The sequence below is a fragment of the Citrobacter sp. MGH105 genome, assembly GCF_001037485.2.
In the GTDB taxonomy this organism is placed as follows: domain Bacteria; phylum Pseudomonadota; class Gammaproteobacteria; order Enterobacterales; family Enterobacteriaceae; genus Citrobacter; species Citrobacter portucalensis.
Window position 1 is genome coordinate 3,668,099 of the sequence record NZ_CP073048.1, and the last position, 17,370, is coordinate 3,685,468.

The window sequence follows — 17,370 nt, forward strand, 5'->3', positions numbered from 1 at the left end:
GAAAAAACGGCTTAACCATCGCTTGAATCCGTATTTTTATTGATTTTAATCAGCAAGAGTTATCGGTTTATTAGGCACATTCTGTCACCACTTTTTACTTTTTTTAGTTTTTTTACTTTCTGGGCAGCAATGCGACAGGGGAAACGATGTTGACATTTATTGAACTCCTTATTGGAGTTGTGGTTATTGTGGGTGTAGCGCGCTACATCATTAAAGGTTATTCCGCGACAGGCGTACTGTTTGTTGGCGGTCTGGTTTTGCTGATTATCAGTGCGCTGATGGGGCATAAAGTTTTGCCGTCCAGCGCGGCATCGACGGGCTATACGGCAACAGACATTGTTGAATATATTAAAATTTTGCTGATGAGCCGTGGTGGCGATCTCGGCATGATGATCATGATGCTGTGTGGTTTTGCCGCTTATATGACCCATATTGGCGCGAACGATATGGTCGTTAAGCTGGCCTCCAAGCCTCTGCAATACATCAACTCTCCTTACCTGCTAATGATTGCCGCCTATTTTGTCGCCTGCCTGATGTCACTGGCGGTTTCTTCAGCAACCGGTCTGGGCGTATTGCTGATGGCAACACTGTTCCCGGTCATGGTTAACGTTGGAATCAGCCGTGGCGCCGCAGCGGCCATTTGTGCCTCCCCTGCTGCAATTATTCTTTCACCAACATCCGGTGATGTGGTGCTGGCGGCAAAAGCTGCGGAAATGCCGCTGATCGATTTCGCCTTTAAAACCACGCTGCCAATTTCCATTGCCGCCATCATTGCTATGGCGATTGCCCACTTTTTCTGGCAGCGTTTTCTGGATAAAAAAGAGAACATTTCTCATGAAATGTTAGATGTGGCTGAAATCACCACGACTGCCCCGTCATTTTACGCCATTCTGCCGTTTACCCCGATTGTTGGCGTCCTGATTTTTGATGGTAAATGGGGTCCACAGCTGCATATCATTACGATTCTGGTACTGTGCATGCTCATCGCGGCTATTCTGGAGTTCGTACGTGGGTTCAACACCCAAAAGGTTTTCTCTGGTCTGGAAGTCGCTTACCGTGGCATGGCGGATGCCTTTGCTAACGTGGTGATGTTGTTAGTCGCTGCGGGTGTTTTTGCCCAGGGCCTGAGCACAATCGGCTTTATTCAGAGTCTGATATCTATCGCCACCTCGTTTGGTTCGGCGAGCATTATTCTGATGATGGTGCTGGTGATCCTGACTATGCTGGCGGCAATGACTACGGGTTCCGGTAACGCTCCGTTCTATGCCTTCGTTGAGATGATCCCTAAGCTGGCGCATTCCTCCGGCATTAACCCAGCTTACCTTGTTATCCCGATGCTGCAGGCGTCAAACCTTGGACGCACAATCTCCCCGGTCTCCGGCGTGGTGGTTGCTGTTGCAGGTATGGCGAAGATTTCTCCGTTCGAAGTGGTGAAACGTACTTCGGTTCCGGTTCTGGTTGGGCTGTTGGTTGTGATTATCGCAACTGAAGTGATGGTACCAGGTTCTTCTTCAGCCGTCGTTGGCGGCTGATACTCAGTGAAATGTAGGCCGGATAAGGCATTCACGCCGCATCCGGCATTTCGACTGCAACGTTGCCGGATGTCGATGCTAAAGCATCTTATCCGGCCTACGTCAGAAATCAGCATTTAGCCGCCGTGATAGATACGCTGCGGCCTACCCACCTTACCGTGAATAATCTCCGCAATAATCAAATGACGGCTGGCACAGTACTCCAGGTAGCGTCTGGAAGTCGTTCGGCTGATGGTGAGCGCCTGGGCGATCGTTTCTGCTGTATGGTGTACCGTCGGATCGGCGAATAATTTCAGCACTGCATTCAGCGTTAAGGCATCAATCCCAGTCGGTAAATCCCCTTTCGGCTCGCCCCGCGCGTAGGCATTAAACATCTCATCTATCTGCTTTTGACTGGCGCTATCATTACCCGCCAACATGCGTCGACGCTGTTGATAACGCGTCAGGGTCTGCCCCAGTCGCTCGTAGGCAATGGGTTTGACCAGGTAATCAAACGCGCCGCTGCGCACAGCTTCGGAGACTGTTTCCATGTCGCTGGCCGCCGTGGTAAACACCACACCGCCCGGATAACGCGCCTGGGTTAGCTCATGCAATAAGGTAATTCCCTTGCCGTCCGGCAAGTAGTTATCGAGCAGAATCAAACCGGGCTTAAAACGCTCAATCATCATCCTCGCCTGCGCAAGATTACCCGCCAGCCAAATCTGGCTGAAGCCGGGTATATGGCGGATATATTCAGCATGCATTTCCGCCAGTAGCGTTTCATCCTCAACGATCAATAGCGTTAATGGTTCCGTCATTGTTTTTTTTCACTTTCGGAAGAAATAAAGAAAATAAGGTGCCGCAGGGGGAGTTATCTTCGAGCGTAATCACCCCGTCACAGCGCCTCACATAACTTGCAATAAGATACAAACCGATGCCATGTTCACCTGGTTCATCGGTACGGGTGCTCACACCCTGTTCAAATATTTTTTCACGCAATGCTTCCGGCACACCGCATCCCTGATCGGCAACTTCGATGATCACATCATCCCCTTCATCGCTCAAATAGAGTTCGACGACCTTGTTGCCTTGCTGGGTGCGCAAGCTCGCTTCAAATGCATTATCAAGCAGATTGCCAACAATTGCTGCAAACTCTGTGCTATCCAGCCCCTCGGGGAGTTGATGCAGTTGGCTGCCCGGAACAATAGTCATGGTGAGACCCAGTTCCCGCGCGCGCTGCACCTTGCCAAACAACAGACCGGCTACCTGACGATCGGCAAACGCGCCGCGCAGGCTGTCAATCAGTTGCTGTTGCGCCTGGGATTCCCCCTGCACCATGGCCAGAACCTTGTCATACTCTTTCATTTGCAGCAGACCATTGATAGTCGACATCCAGTTCAGATGCTCATGACGCAGCGTCCTCAGGCTCTCTACATACTGTTTGATTTGCGTTAACTGCGCATTAAGAGTAGCAATTTCATCTTTACTACGAAAACTGATGATTGCCCCAAGCAGTTCGTCACCGGAGCGAATCGCCTCACGGTTGGCGATAACGCTCAGTCCATTAAAGTTGACCATCGCGTCCTGTCGTTTTTCCGCAATCTGTTGGGTGAAAAAGTCCGCTGGCTGAACCACCTCACTCACCGGTTTTCCAAGCCACTTTCTCCCAGGTGAAGACAGCCCCAGCATTTTCCTCGCACTGCGGTTTATTGCGGTGATATATCCATCAGGATCCACGGCAATCAATCCTTCATATACCGAGCTGAACAACGCTTCCTGCTGACGTACCACACGCGCAATTTGTTTCGGTTCCATACCCAACATCTGCCGACGAATATGGGCAGCGAAAAACCAGGAGAGCAGCATCAGAACCAACAGCAGCAGGATAAATACCCCAGCCATTGGCAGTAAGAAATCCGATCGCCAGCTATCGATTTTGCTGATCAGATAACCAATTGAGACCACGCCAATGATTTTGCCATCGTCATCAAAGATGGGCGTTTTAGCGCGCATTGCCATCCCAATGGAGCCTTTACCGGTAATAAAGTAGCTCTCCCCTTTTTCCAGCGCACCGGGTTTGGTGAACTGCATCGGATAGCCAATCTTTTCCGGGTTCGGATGATATAGACGAATGGAGTTGGTATCCCCGATAACCACGTAGTCGAAGTCAGTTCCGCTCTGCAGTTTGTCGGCAATCGTCGCCAATCGCTTGTAATCACGATGCTTAACCGCCGTGATGATACTGTCGTTAGAGGCGATGATTTTGGCCTGATTCATTGCCATATCGCGGACATGCGTTGCCAGATAATCTTCAAAGCTGGCGGTGAAGTATTGTGCCAGGGCGGCAATGATAAAAACAGAAACGACCAGAATGAGCAGAAAGATACGTAAAGGAAACGCCAGACTGCGGAAAAAAGGAAACCGTGTTTTATTTTTCTGTTCTGCCATCACATTTTTCCTCACCGACGTTAACTAAAACTAATTTCTCATTGTAGTTGTAATTAAAATGTTCTATTTACACGTTATGGTATAAAACAAGATCGTTGCAGATTCCCCACCTTAAATCAATTAAACAAATTAAAACCACACCTTATTTTAGGGTTAAATTAATTAAAAAACTTAAAACCATAAAACACATTAAAACCTTCTAACTTATTGTGAAATAAATCAAAAATTACCTCCAAAATACCCCTTACGATGTATGCATCAGGGAAAAAAAGAAATACTCCGTAATAAAAAACCATTCCCTTCAATTGCAAACAAAACGTTATCAGGTTGCTAAACAGAGCAACAAAAACAGAAACCCAGTAACAAATATAGCATCGGGGCTCTATTCACTATGTTCGGTAATAATATATTCACGCAAGTTAAACGCTCAGAAAATAAAAAGATGGCGGCTATCGCGCAATTTCTGAAAGAGAATGATTTGAGCGTAGATACGACCGTCGAAGTATTTATCACCGTCACCCGTGACGACCGTCTGATTGCCTGCGGTGGTATCGCTGGGAATATTATTAAGTGTGTCGCAATCTGTGAATCTGTCCGTGGCGAGGGCTTAGCGCTAACGCTGGCGACTGAGTTAATCAACCTTGCCTATGAACGCCATTGTACGCACCTCTTCATCTATACCAAAACCGAGTACGAATCGCTGTTTAAACAGTGCGGTTTTTCTACGCTCACCAGCGTTCCCGGCATTATGGTATTGATGGAAAACAGCACCACACGTCTGAAACGCTACGCCGAGTCACTGGCAAAACAGCGTCATGATGGGAAAAAAATTGGCTGTATCGTCATGAACGCCAACCCCTTCACCAACGGACACCGTTTTCTGATCCAACAGGCGGCCGCGCAATGTGACTGGCTGCATCTGTTTTTGGTGAAAGAAGATACCTCACGTTTTCCGTATGAAGACCGCCTGGATCTGGTGCTTAAAGGAACAAAAGACATTCCGCGTTTAACCGTGCATCGCGGTTCGGAGTACATCATTTCCCGCGCCACATTCCCATGTTACTTCATCAAAGAGCAGAGCGTTATTAACCACTGCTACACCGAAATAGACCTGAAAATCTTCCGCCAGTATCTGGCTCCGGCTCTCGGCGTCACGCACCGCTTCGTCGGTACTGAGCCGTATTGCACCGTCACCTCCCAGTATAACAACGATATGCGTTACTGGCTGGAGACCCCAATGCTTCCCGCCCCACCGATTGAACTGGTGGAAATTGAGCGGCTGTGCTTCCAGGAGATGCCGATTTCCGCCTCCTGGGTGCGCAAGCTGCTGGTTAAAAAAGATCTCACGGCTATCGCATCCCTGGTCCCTGACGCCACGCTGCAGTATCTGCAAAGCATGGTTGAACGAGCCTCATCGGGTGCGGCAGTCCGCCAAAATACCCCCGCATTAGCAACAGGTGAAAAATGAAAATAAACCAGGCAGCCGTCGCAGGCACACTCGAGTCCGGTGATGTGATGATTCGCATCGCCCCACTCGATTCGCAGGATATTGACCTGCAGGTTAACAGTAGCGTCGAAAAGCAGTTCGGTGATGCCATCCGGGCCACCATTCTGGACGTTCTGTTCCGCTACAACGTACGCGGCGTGCAATTGAATGTTGATGATAAAGGCGCACTGGACTGCATTTTACGTGCGCGACTGGAAGCACTACTGGCCCGCGCTGGCGGTATTCCGGCACTGCCATGGGAGGATTGCCAGTGATTTCCGAATCTTTGCAACAACGTAAAACCCGTACTCGCCGCAGCATGTTGTTCGTACCGGGCGCCAATGCCGCCATGGTCAGCAACTCGTTCATCTACCCGGCAGATGCGTTGATGTTCGACCTGGAAGACTCCGTCGCGTTGCGTGAAAAAGATACCGCTCGCCGCATGGTGTACCACGCGCTGCAGCATCCGCTGTATCACGACGTTGAAACCATCGTGCGTGTAAACGCCCTCGACTCCGAATGGGGCATCAACGACCTTGAAGCCGTGGTACGTGGCGGTGCTGACATCGTACGTTTACCGAAGACCGATACCGCGCAGGATGTCATCGACATCGAAAGCGAAATTCTGCGCATCGAAAACGCCTGTGGCCGTGAACCCGGCAGCACCGGTCTGTTAGCCGCCATCGAATCGCCGTTAGGCATTACTCGCGCGGTAGAAATTGCCCATGCTTCCGAACGTCTGATCGGTATTGCCCTGGGTGCGGAAGACTATGTACGTAACCTGCGCACTGAGCGCTCCCCGGAAGGTACTGAACTGCTGTTTGCCCGCTGCTCTATTTTGCAGGCTGCACGTTCTGCCGGTATTCAGGCGTTCGACACCGTGTATTCCGATGCCAACAACGAAGCGGGTTTCCTGCACGAAGCCGCACACATCAAGCAGTTGGGTTTTGACGGCAAATCGCTCATCAACCCGCGCCAGATCGAACTCCTGCATAACCTGTACGCCCCAACGCGCAAAGAGCTGGCTCACGCCCGTCTGGTTGTGGAAGCCGCTGAAGCCGCTGCTCGCGAAGGTCGTGGCGTAGTTTCCCTGAACGGCAAAATGGTCGACAGCCCGGTTATCGAGCGCGCCCTTCTGGTTATCTCCCGTGCAGAACTTTCCGGCATTCGCGAAGAATAAGGCAAAAAAATGACGCAGAAAATCGAACAGTCTCAACGCCAGGATCGCGTGGCGACCTGGAGCCGTCATGCAGAAAGTGAGCTTTCCGCTTATCAGAGCACCGCAAAAGTAGAATTGCAGGCGCAAAAACCGCGCGACAAAAAGCTGTGCGCTAACCTGGAGGACGCTATTCGTCGTTCAGGTTTACAGGATGGTATGACCATCTCTTTCCACCACGCTTTTCGTGGTGGCGATCTGACGATTAACCTGGTGATGGACGCCATCGCCAATATGGGCTTTAAAAATCTGACGCTGGCCTCCAGCTCTCTGAGCGACTGCCATGCTCCACTGGTTGAGCACATCCGTCAGGGTGTGGTTAGCCGCATTTATACCTCCGGTCTGCGTGGTCCGCTGGCGGAAGAAATCTCACGTGGCCTGTTGGCCGAGCCGGTACAAATTCACTCCCACGGTGGCCGTGTGCACCTGGTGCAAAGTGGCGAGCTCAGCATTGATGTGGCGTTCCTCGGCGTGCCGTCCTGCGACCAGTTTGGCAACGCCAACGGTTATACCGGTAAAGCGTGCTGCGGCTCACTGGGCTATGCCCGCGTAGATGCCGAAAACGCGAAACAGGTTGTCCTGCTGACTGAACAGCTGCTGACCTATCCGCATAACCCGGCCAGCATTACGCAGGACCAGGTAGATCTGATCGTGCAGATCGATCAGGTTGGCGATGCTGACAAAATTGGTGCCGATGCGACCCGCATGACCACCAACCCGCGTGAACTGTTAATCGCCCGTAGCGCGGCTGAGGTCATTGCTAATTCCGGCTACTTCAACGAAGGCTTCTCACTGCAGACAGGAACCGGCGGCGCCTCTCTGGCCGTTACGCGTTTCCTGGAAGACAAAATGCGCAGCCGCGATATCCGTGCCGACTTCGCGCTGGGCGGCATTACCGCTACCATCGTTGACCTGCACGAAAAAGGCCTGATTCGCAAACTGCTGGACGTTCAGAGTTTTGACCGTAACGCCGCAGAATCGCTGGCCCGCAATCCAAACCACATTGAGATCAGTGCCAACCAGTATGCCAACTGGGGCTCAAAAGGCGCATCCGTCGATCGTCTGGACGTCGTGGTGCTCAGCGCGCTGGAAGTTGATACCAGCTTCAACGTTAACGTACTGACCGGTTCTGACGGCGTACTGCGCGGCGCATCCGGTGGTCACTGCGATACCGCGGTTGCCGCTGCGCTGTCTATCATCGTCGCGCCGCTGGTTCGCGGACGCATCCCGACCCTGGTTGATAACGTGCTGACCTGCGTAACCCCAGGCTCCAGTGTTGACATTCTGGTCACCGACCACGGTATCGCCGTCAACCCTGCACGTCCGGAACTGGCAGAACGTCTGAAAGAAGCCGGTATGAAAGTGGTGTCCATTGAATGGCTGCGCGAACGTGCACAGCAGCTCACCGGTCAGCCACGCGCTATCGAATTCACTGACCGCGTGATTGCCGTTGTGCGTTACCGCGATGGTTCAGTGATTGACGTTGTGCATCAGGTGAAGGAATAAACCATGCACCTGCTCCCTGAATACGCCACCCAACACGCGGTTTCCATTCCGGAGCTGCTCGCCAGCCGCGATGAGAGACAAGCAAGGCAACAGGAGTGGCTGACACGCCACTCTGCGCCGCTGGTCTCGTTTACCGTCGTCGCACCGGGACCGATTAAAGACAGCGAATTAACCCGTCGTATCTTTAATCACGGCGTAACCGCCTTGCTCGCGTTGGCGGAACAATCCACCTGGATTGTCAGGGAGCAAACAGCGCTGGTTTCTGCCAGCGGTCCAGAAGGTCTTTTGTCTATTGAGGCTCCGGCCCACGACCTCAAGCTCGCCACAATTGAACTTGAGCATTCACACCCGCTGGGACGGCTATGGGACATCGATGTCCTGACCCCTGAAGGGGAAATTCTGTCCCGGCGTCATTTCGCACTCCCTGCCCGCCGCTGTCTGCTGTGCGAGCAAAGTGCTGCCGACTGTGCGCGGGGTAAAACCCACGCGTTTTCCGACTTACTCACTCAGATGGAGGCACTGCTGCATGATGCCGATTCCCGCAACATCAACCAATAACGCAGTCCTTCCTCTGGATCTGCCTGATGCTTACGCAACGCTTGCGTGGCGCGCCATGTTGACTGAAGTCAACCTGTCGCCCAAACCCGGTCTGGTAGATCGTATTAACAACGGCGCGCATAAAGATATGGCGCTGGAAGATTTTCATCGCAGCGCTGAAGCGATTCAGTCGTGGCTGCCACGTTTTATTGAATATGGGGCGTTTAGCGCACAGCTGTCGCCTGAAGATGTATTGAAAGGACTGCGCCCGCTGGGCATGGCCTGCGAAGCCGATATGTTCCGCGCCACCGCCGGGGTGAACACCCATAAAGGGAGCATCTTTTCACTGGGACTGCTGTGCGCCGCCATTGGCCGCCTGCACCAGCTCCAACTCACTGTTACCGCTGAAACCATTTGCTCTACGGCAGCAACATTTTGCCGTGGCCTGACCGAGCGCGAACTGCGCCAGAACAATCAACAACTCACGGCTGGCCAACGTCTTTATCAGCAATTGGGATTAACCGGCGCACGGGGCGAAGCCGAAGCGGGATATCCGCTAGTCATCCAGCATGCCCTGCCGCACTACCGCGCACTGCTGACTCAGGGCCGCGACCCTGAACTGGCGTTACTCGACACATTATTGCTGCTGATGTCTATCAACGGCGACACCAACGTGGCTTCACGTGGCGGCGTAGAAGGTCTGCGTTGGCTACAGCAGCAGGCCACCGCCCTGATGCAGCAAGGGGGGATTCGTACCCCTGCCGATCTCGAATATCTACACCAGTTCGACCAACAGTGCATTGAACGCAACCTCAGTCCCGGAGGTTGCGCCGATCTGCTGATCGTCACCTGGTTCTTAGCTCAGATTTCACAAGTTCATCATTATCACAATTAAAGATCCTTTCCGGAGAATCACACACATGTCTTTAGCAAAAGATAAAATATGGAAGTTATTGGCCCCCCTGGTCGTCATGGGTGTCATGTTTCTTATCCCCGTCCCTGATGGAATGCCTCCACAGGCCTGGCACTACTTTGCCGTGTTTGTGGCGATGATCGTCGGTATGATCCTGGAGCCAATTCCGGCAACAGCGATCAGCTTTATCGCCGTAACGATCTGCGTTATCGGCAGCAACTATCTGCTGTTTGATGCTTCAGAACTGGCCGACCCGGCATTTAAAGCGGGTAAGCAAGCGCTGAAATGGGGTCTGGCTGGCTTCTCCAGCACCACCGTGTGGTTGGTGTTTGGTGCGTTTATCTTCGCACTGGGTTATGAAGTCACCGGTCTGGGTCGTCGTATCGCGCTGTTCCTGGTGAAATTCATGGGTAAACGTACCCTGACGCTGGGCTATGCGATTGTTATCATCGACATTCTGCTGGCACCGTTTACTCCATCCAACACCGCGCGTACCGGTGGTACCGTATTCCCGGTTATCAAAAACCTGCCGCCGCTGTTTAAATCATTCCCGAACGATCCTTCAGCGCGCCGTATCGGTGGATATTTGATGTGGATGATGGTCATCAGCACCAGCCTGAGCTCCTCGATGTTCGTGACCGGCGCTGCGCCAAACGTACTGGGACTGGAATTCGTCAACAAAATTGCCGGTATTCAAATCAGCTGGTTGCAGTGGTTCCTCAGCTTCCTGCCGGTCGGTATTATTTTGCTGATCGTTGCTCCGTGGCTGTCATACGTTCTGTACAAACCAGAAGTTACTCACAGTGCTGAAGTTGCCGCTTGGGCCGGTGATGAACTGAAAGGCATGGGTAAACTTACCCGTAAAGAGATAACGCTGATCGGTCTGGTACTGCTCAGCCTGGGCCTGTGGGTCTTCGGTGGTAAACTGATTGATGCAACCGCAGTGGGCCTGCTGGCTGTCTCCCTGATGCTGGCGCTGCACGTTGTACCGTGGAAAGACATTACCCGTTATAACAGCGCATGGAACACTCTGGTTAACCTCGCCACGCTGGTCGTTATGGCGAATGGTTTAACCCGTTCAGGCTTCATCGACTGGTTCGCCAACACTATGAGCACGCACCTGGAAGGCTTCTCGCCTAACGCGACCGTGATCGTTCTGGTGCTGGTGTTCTACTTTGCTCACTACCTGTTTGCCAGCCTTTCCGCTCACACCGCCACCATGCTGCCGGTTATTCTGGCCGTCGGTAAAGGTATCCCGGGCGTGCCGATGGAACACCTGTGTATCCTGCTGGTACTGTCCATCGGTATCATGGGCTGTCTGACTCCATATGCAACAGGCCCAGGCGTTATCATCTACGGCTGTGGTTATGTGAAGTCCAAAGACTACTGGCGTCTGGGTGCTATCTTCGGCGTTATCTACATCGCTATGCTTCTGCTGGTCGGTTGGCCGATTCTGGCAATGTGGAGCTAATCATTCCTGTTCACGCCTGATGAAAATGATGCCAGTCAGCTAAACCTGACTGGCATTTTTTATGATTAAATAGATGATATTCAGAATTTATATAAGTGTCCGAAATCATCATGACATCAACATGGCGTTATTCTTCGTTGCTGGCAGCACTCTTGCTGCCAGTTTCTGCAGCTCAGGCCGATGAACTTCAGGCAAAACAGTACGCTGATTTTGACAGCTACGTGCTGGCTCTCTCCTGGCAAACCGGATTTTGTCAGAGCCAACACGAGCGTAATCGTCAGGAGCCTGACGAATGTCGTTTGCAAAAAGAGAGCGCAGACAAAGCGGATTTCCTGACCGTTCACGGTTTATGGCCCAGCCTGCCTAAATCCATTGCCGCCCGTGGAGTAGACAATCGCCGTTGGATGCGTTTTGGCTGCGCGACTCGCCCTATTCCCAACCTGCCTGAAGCCCGCGCCAGCCGTAAATGCGCGGCCCCCGAAACCGGGCTGTCGCTGGAAAGCGCGGCAAAACTCAGCGCCGTAATGCCCGGCGCTGGAGGGAGATCCTGTCTGGAACGTTACGAGTATGCCAAACATGGCGCGTGTTTCGGTTTTGATCCCGACGCGTACTTCGGCACGATGGTACGGCTGAATAATGAGGTTAAGAACAGCGAGGTGGGCAAATTCCTGGCGGAAAACTACGGCAAAACCGTCAGCCGTAACGCATTTGACGCCGCCGTTGCCAAAAGCTGGGGCAAAGAGAACGTCAAAGCTGTGAAGCTAAGCTGCCACGGCAATCCAGCGTATCTCACTGAGATCCAGTTATCCCTGAAAGCCGACAACATCAACCAGACGTTATCTGCCCAGTCATTCTTACCGCAACCGCATCCAGGTAGCTGCGGTAAACAGTTTATTATCGACAAAGTGGGATACTGAAACTTGTGACCGACGCTGCGAGCTGGCGTCGGTCCGTAAACTTAGCGTTTTGCACGGGCGTCCGGGCGAACTAAATCAAAACGATGTGTTTCACTGATCGAATAATACGCCGTTGGCCCACCTGCACGCAGTACCGGCTTCGCTTTCGCCGTCTGATAGATGCCGTCTTCCAGGAGCGTTTCATCTATGTGAATGCCTACCACTTCCCCCAACACCAGCCAGGTTTCAACCGGTGAGCCATCAGCAGTAGTCAGTTGCAGGCTTTGCGATAAGCGGCACTCAAAATTGACCGGGCTTTGCGCCACGCGCGGCACGTTGACTATCCGGCTATCTGCCTTGCTAAGCCCGGCGGCAAAAAACTCGTCCTCACCGTGCGGCAAGCTGGCTGACGTTTCGTTCATCGCAGTGGCCAGCTCAAGAGTCGTCAGGTTCCAGACAAATTCACCAGTTTCGATAATATTCTGCACGCTGTCTTTCCAGCCGCTGCTGGCGAAACCGATAATCGGCGGATGATAGTTAAAACAGTTAAAGAAACTGTACGGTGCCAGATTGTGCCGACCGTTGCCGTCACGCGACGCAATCCAGCCAATCGGGCGCGGTCCAATGATGGCATTTAGCGGGTCGTGCGGTAAGCCGTGTCCCTGTGACGGTTGATAGAAATACATAGCGTTCCCTGTTGAAGTTAACGTCAGCGCAGCACAAATTATGCTTCGCTCATCCCCCTGGAAAAAGAAGATCAGCGTAGAACAATCTGCCAACGATTACGACTGAATAAAGTTGAGCAGGTCACCGTTGATCTGTTGCTTATGGGTGGTGCAAATGCCATGCGAGCCGCCGACATATACCTTCAACTGCGAGTCCGGCAGTATTTCCGCCGCGACCTTTCCGCAGGTTTCAAACGGGACAATCTGATCGTCATCACCGTGGATCACCAGCGTCGGGATGGTCATCTTTTTGAGGTCTTCACGCAGATCTGTTTCCGAAAACGCGTGTATACAGTCGTACAACGCTTTGATGGAACCTTGTAAGCCTTGTTCAACAAAACTTTCCCTGACGGCTTTCGACTCTTTTGCGCCCGGACGGTTGTAGCCATAGAATGCAGCGGTCAGTTCATAGAAAAAGGCGGCGCGATCGTTCAAAACCCCCTCACGGATGCCATCGAATACCTCTTTCGGCACGCCATTTGGGTTAAAGTCAGTCTTGATCATGATGGGCGTCACCGCGCCAATTAACACCGCTTTTGCCACCCGCTGCGTCCCATGCCGGCCAATATAACGAGCCACTTCCCCACCGCCGGTAGAGTGTCCGACATGTACGGCATCTTTAAGATTGAGATGCGCGGTAAGTTCAGCCAGGTCGTCAGCATACTGATCCATATGATGTCCATCCCAGGGTTGGGCCGAACGCCCATGTCCGCGCCTGTCATGGGCGATCACACGAAATCCTTTCGATCCAAGGAACAGCATCTGATCTTCAAACGCGTCTGCCGTCAGCGGCCAACCGTGACTAAACACAATAGGTTGTCCACTTCCCCAGTCTTTAAAATGCAAATAGCTGCCGTCTTTCAAGGTAAGTTTGTCGTACTGGCTCATGAGATCTCCTGTCGCGGAACACTGAGTTGTTTGACGCGCCCGCAGCGAGCGCTTAAAAAGCATAATGCAAATTGGAGAACGATCACGTTTTTCGGCTAAAATCACACCATATGCGACAATATTGATGATTTACCTGAATGTGAACTAAATCACTTCAAACATGGGGTAAGTCTCAGTATCATCATAAAAGCTAAACCCTTGCCGCCTGACGGTGAGGGTTTTCTTTTGGGATTATTTACCTGCGCACCCGCAGTATCGACGACATGGAGTAATAAATGTCCAGACCAACTATCATCATTAACGACCTCGATGCGGAACGCATTGACCGCCTGTTGGAGCAACCTGCGTTTGCTGGTTTACCGATTGCCGACGCCCTGAACGCCGAGCTGGATCGTGCCCAAATGTGTTCTCCAGAAACCATGCCGCACGACGTCGTGACCATGAACAGCCGCGTGAAATTCCGCAATCTGAGTGATGGCGAAGTCCGTGTGCGTACCCTGGTGTATCCGGCCACTATGACTGACAGCAACACACAGCTTTCGGTAATGGCACCTGTCGGCGCTGCACTTCTGGGGCTACGCGTGGGTGATACCATTCATTGGGAACTGCCAGGCGGGACCTCAACGCACCTCGAAGTTATCGAGCTTGAGTATCAGCCTGAAGCTGCAGGCGACTACCTGCGCTAACTCTGTCTTATCAAAGCCACTCGCTTTATCTTACAGGGGATGCATCCGCATCCTCTTTCCGGTTAGATCTCCCTGCTCCTCGCTTTCTTTCCTGTTCGCAAAACATAAATCTGTGTCGTGACTGACAGAATCATTTTTAATACTATGCTGTTATGTGTTCATGTAATGACAAGGAGAATGTTTATGTACAACACAATCATAATGCCTGTTGATGTATTCGAAATGGAACTGAGCGACAAGGCTATTCGCCATGCAGAATTTCTGGCCCAGGATAAAGGGGTTATTCATCTGCTGCATGTGCTGCCAGGCTCAGCGAGCTTAAGCCTGCATCGCTTTGCGGCCGATGTCCGTCGTTTTGAAGAGCATTTGCAACACGAAGCGGAAACCCGTCTGCAAACGATGGTCGGTCACTTCAGCATCGATCCTTCCCGTATTAAACAACACGTCCGCTTTGGCAGCGTCCGTGACGTTGTCAACGAGTTGGGTGAAGAGTTGAATGCGGATGTCGTTGTCATTGGGTCGCGTAACCCATCAATCAGCACCCACCTGCTCGGCTCAAACGCTTCCAGCGTTGTTCGACACGCGACTTTGCCAGTGCTGGTTGTTCGTTAACAGCCACTGATTTGCTAAAGAAAACCCCTGCCAGGTTAACGCCTGACAGGGGTTTTTATAGTGCAGGTGAGTCTTACTTTTTTTATGCTACTGTCGTGCGAATCAGATAATCAAACGAACTTAACGAGGCCTTCGCGCCTTCACCTGTCGCGATGATAATCTGCTTATACGGTACGGTGGTGCAGTCACCGGCAGCGAAAACGCCTTTCACGCTGGTTTCGCACTTGGCATCGATGATGATTTCACCCATACGGTTACGTTCAACGGCACCTTCCAGCCAGTTGGTGTTCGGTAGCAGCCCAATCTGAACAAAAATACCGGCCAGTTCCACATTGTGAACATCGCCGCTCACACGGTCACGATACTCTAGGCCAGTAACTTTGCTGCCATCGCCTTTCACTTCTGTCGTTTGCGCATTCAGAATGATGTCGACGTTTTTCAGACTGCGAAGCTTATTCTGCAGCACCTGGTCGGCCTTCATTTCAGGAGCAAACTCCAGCAGCGTCACATGTTCAACAATACCTGCCAGGTCGATAGCCGCTTCAACGCCGGAGTTACCGCCGCCAATCACCGCAACACGCTTGCCTTTAAACAGCGGGCCATCACAGTGAGGGCAGTAGGTTACGCCTTTGGTGCGATACTGATCTTCACCCGGAACGTTCATGTTGCGCCATTTCGCGCCGGTGGCGATGATAATGCTACGTGCTTTCAGCACCGCGCCGGAGGCCGTTTCAATCTGATGCAAACCGCCTTCCTGCGCTGCTGGAATGAGTTTGCTCGCGCTCTGGCTGTCAATCACATCGACATCATAATCATCAACATGTGCTTTCAGCGCACCTGCCAGTTTCTGACCTTCAGTTTTCGGTACTGAGATATAGTTTTCAATATCAATAGTATCAAGGACCTGACCGCCAAAACGTTCGCCCATCAGACCGGTGCGAATGCCTTTACGTGCAGAGTACACCGCTGCCGCCGCACCTGCAGGACCAGAACCGACAATCAATACGTCATAAGCATCGCGCTTATTCAGCTCTTCAGCCGCACGTTTTTCTGCGCCAGTATCCACTTTCGCCACGATCTCAGTCAGCGTCATACGCCCCTGACCGAACTCTTTGCCGTTCATAAATACCGCCGGAACGCCCATCACGTTACGATCGGTGATTTCGTTCTGGAAAGTACCGCCGTCAATCGCCGTATGTTTGATACGTGGGTTCAGCACCGCCATCAAGTTCAGCGCCTGCACCACGTCCGGGCAGTTATGGCAGGAAAGTGAATAATAGGTTTCAAATTCAAAATCACCGTCGAGATCGCGGATCTGCTCCAGCAACGTCTGCGCCTCTTTTGACGGATGACCACCGGTCCACAACAGCGCCAGCACCAGAGAGGTAAACTCATGACCCAGCGGAGAACCGGCAAAACGCGGTCCCTGGTGAGAACCGGGATTGGTAATCAGGAACGATGGCTTACGCACCGCCAGAGTATTGTCTTCTTTGAAGGTGACTTTTTCTGACAGTTCAGCAATTTCAGTCAGCAGTTCCTTGATTTCTGCCGATTTAGCGCTGTCGTCCAGCGTCGCAATCAGCTCAACAGGTTTGGTCAGTTTCTCAAGGTAAGCCCTGAGCTGGGTTTTCATATTTGTGTCGAGCATTCTTCTTCCCTCTCTGAAAACATCATCATGCAAGCCGATTTTGCGGGACTGCATTAATGCAACTTGCGTCATGGTGCTGGAATGAAACAGGCGCAAATTTGCGCCTGTGGAATGCCGGATGCACTACGTTTATCCGGCCTACAAACTACGCGACTTAGATTTTACCAACCAGGTCCAGAGATGGCGCTAAGGTTGCTTCACCTTCTTTCCATTTCGCCGGGCAAACTTCACCTGGGTGGGAAGCGACGTACTGTGCGGCTTTGATTTTACGCAGCAGGTCAGACGCATCACGGCCGATACCTTCAGCAGTAACTTCGATTGCCTGGATGATACCCTGCGGGTCAACAACGAAGGTTGCGCGGTCAGCCAGACCTTCATCTTCACGCATGTTGTCGAAGTTACGGGTCAGGGCGCCAGTCGGGTCGCCGATCATCGCGTATTTGATTTTTGCGATGGTTTCAGAGCTGCTGTGCCATGCTTTGTGGGTGAAGTGGGTGTCGGTAGAAACGGAATACACATCTACGCCCAGTTTCTGCAGTTCTTCGTAATGGTCTGCAACGTCACCCAGCTCGGTCGGGCATACGAAAGTAAAGTCAGCCGGGTAGAAGAAGAAGACGCTCCAGCGACCTTCGGTATCTTTCTCGGTTACTTCGATGAACTCACCGTTTTTGAACGCCTGGTTTTTGAAAGGTTTAATTTTGGTATTAATCAAAGACATCTGTACTTCCTCCGTGTTTTCGTTGAGAGATAAGTTAACGAAAATCTCTTCGCAGGGCTAATGCGTTTCCTTTATCAAATCAATAAGCGTTAACTAACAACTCACTCAA

The 17,370-nt window shown here is 52.0% G+C and carries 17 protein-coding genes; 11 read left to right on the forward strand and 6 right to left on the reverse strand.

The genetic code is table 11. The features are described 5' to 3' along the window. Positions 1-146: 146 nt before the first annotated feature. The gene (gene dcuC / locus SK35_RS17835; protein ID WP_003022136.1) at positions 147-1,532 is read left to right on the forward strand and encodes an anaerobic C4-dicarboxylate transporter DcuC; all 1,386 of its coding nucleotides are present in this window, start codon (positions 147-149) and stop codon (positions 1,530-1,532) included. Between the two features lie 116 nt (positions 1,533-1,648). On the opposite strand, the gene dpiA is transcribed toward dcuC, so the two are convergent. After that, positions 1,649-2,329 (reverse strand): two-component response regulator DpiA, encoded by a 681-nt coding sequence (gene dpiA / locus SK35_RS17840; protein ID WP_003831279.1) that lies wholly within the window; start codon positions 2,327-2,329, stop codon positions 1,649-1,651. After that, positions 2,298-3,959 (reverse strand): sensor histidine kinase DpiB, encoded by a 1,662-nt coding sequence (gene dpiB, locus SK35_RS17845; RefSeq protein WP_008784080.1) that lies wholly within the window; start codon positions 3,957-3,959, stop codon positions 2,298-2,300. Before dpiB ends, dpiA begins: the two co-directional genes overlap by 32 nt. 391 nt (positions 3,960-4,350) lie before the next feature. Between dpiB and citC the strand changes: the two genes are divergently transcribed. From citC to rna, 8 genes are all read left to right on the forward strand, one after another. Beyond that, entirely contained in the window at positions 4,351-5,427 is a 1,077-nt protein-coding gene (gene citC / locus SK35_RS17850) for a [citrate (pro-3S)-lyase] ligase (RefSeq protein ID WP_048214699.1), read from the forward strand. Beyond that, positions 5,424-5,720, forward strand: a complete 297-nt coding sequence (citD, locus tag SK35_RS17855; RefSeq protein ID WP_048214700.1) for a citrate lyase acyl carrier protein — start codon at positions 5,424-5,426, stop codon at positions 5,718-5,720. Before citC ends, citD begins: the two co-directional genes overlap by 4 nt. Further along, a complete protein-coding gene (locus SK35_RS17860; protein ID WP_003831275.1) occupies positions 5,717-6,625 on the forward strand; it encodes an aldolase/citrate lyase family protein in 909 nt (302 codons plus the stop codon). The genes citD and SK35_RS17860 overlap by 4 nt, the downstream gene beginning before the upstream one ends. A 9-nt stretch (positions 6,626-6,634) precedes the next feature. After that, positions 6,635-8,167 carry a citrate lyase subunit alpha gene (gene citF / locus SK35_RS17865; RefSeq protein ID WP_008784078.1) on the forward strand — a complete coding sequence of 511 codons (1,533 nt, stop codon included), beginning with the start codon at positions 6,635-6,637 and terminating at the stop codon, positions 8,165-8,167. A gap of 3 nt (positions 8,168-8,170) precedes the next feature. Continuing rightward, positions 8,171-8,725, forward strand: a complete 555-nt coding sequence (gene citX / locus SK35_RS17870; RefSeq protein WP_048214701.1) for a citrate lyase holo-[acyl-carrier protein] synthase — start codon at positions 8,171-8,173, stop codon at positions 8,723-8,725. After that, positions 8,694-9,599 (forward strand): triphosphoribosyl-dephospho-CoA synthase CitG, encoded by a 906-nt coding sequence (gene citG, locus SK35_RS17875; RefSeq protein WP_048214702.1) that lies wholly within the window; start codon positions 8,694-8,696, stop codon positions 9,597-9,599. Before citX ends, citG begins: the two co-directional genes overlap by 32 nt. Before the next feature lie 25 nt (positions 9,600-9,624). Further along, positions 9,625-11,088 (forward strand): citrate/succinate antiporter CitT, encoded by a 1,464-nt coding sequence (gene citT, locus SK35_RS17880; RefSeq protein WP_003831271.1) that lies wholly within the window; start codon positions 9,625-9,627, stop codon positions 11,086-11,088. 110 nt (positions 11,089-11,198) lie between these two features. Continuing rightward, entirely contained in the window at positions 11,199-12,005 is an 807-nt protein-coding gene (gene rna / locus SK35_RS17885; RefSeq protein ID WP_003835606.1) for a ribonuclease I, read from the forward strand. A gap of 41 nt (positions 12,006-12,046) precedes the next feature. Here rna and SK35_RS17890 read toward each other — a convergent pair whose 3' ends face one another. After that, entirely contained in the window at positions 12,047-12,670 is a 624-nt protein-coding gene (locus tag SK35_RS17890) for a flavin reductase family protein (protein ID WP_048214703.1), read from the reverse strand. Positions 12,671-12,766: 96 nt separating this feature from the next. Beyond that, on the reverse strand, positions 12,767-13,597 hold the full coding sequence (locus SK35_RS17895; RefSeq protein WP_048214704.1) for an alpha/beta fold hydrolase: 831 nt from the start codon (positions 13,595-13,597) through the stop codon (positions 12,767-12,769). A gap of 275 nt (positions 13,598-13,872) precedes the next feature. Here SK35_RS17895 and rnk point away from each other — a divergent pair, with 275 nt between their 5' ends. Next, on the forward strand, positions 13,873-14,283 hold the full coding sequence (rnk, locus tag SK35_RS17900; RefSeq protein ID WP_003831264.1) for a nucleoside diphosphate kinase regulator: 411 nt from the start codon (positions 13,873-13,875) through the stop codon (positions 14,281-14,283). 183 nt (positions 14,284-14,466) lie between these two features. Next, positions 14,467-14,895, forward strand: coding sequence for a universal stress protein UspG (uspG, locus tag SK35_RS17905; protein WP_003022101.1), 429 nt, complete (start codon positions 14,467-14,469; stop codon positions 14,893-14,895). 82 nt (positions 14,896-14,977) lie between these two features. Here uspG and ahpF read toward each other — a convergent pair whose 3' ends face one another. Together ahpF and ahpC are read right to left on the reverse strand one after the other, a co-directional pair. Next, complete coding sequence (gene ahpF / locus SK35_RS17910; protein WP_048214705.1) at positions 14,978-16,543, reverse strand: alkyl hydroperoxide reductase subunit F; 1,566 nt, start codon at positions 16,541-16,543, stop codon at positions 14,978-14,980. Positions 16,544-16,697: 154 nt separating this feature from the next. Then, a complete protein-coding gene (ahpC, locus tag SK35_RS17915; protein WP_002894394.1) occupies positions 16,698-17,261 on the reverse strand; it encodes an alkyl hydroperoxide reductase subunit C in 564 nt (187 codons plus the stop codon). Positions 17,262-17,370: the final 109 nt, after the last annotated feature.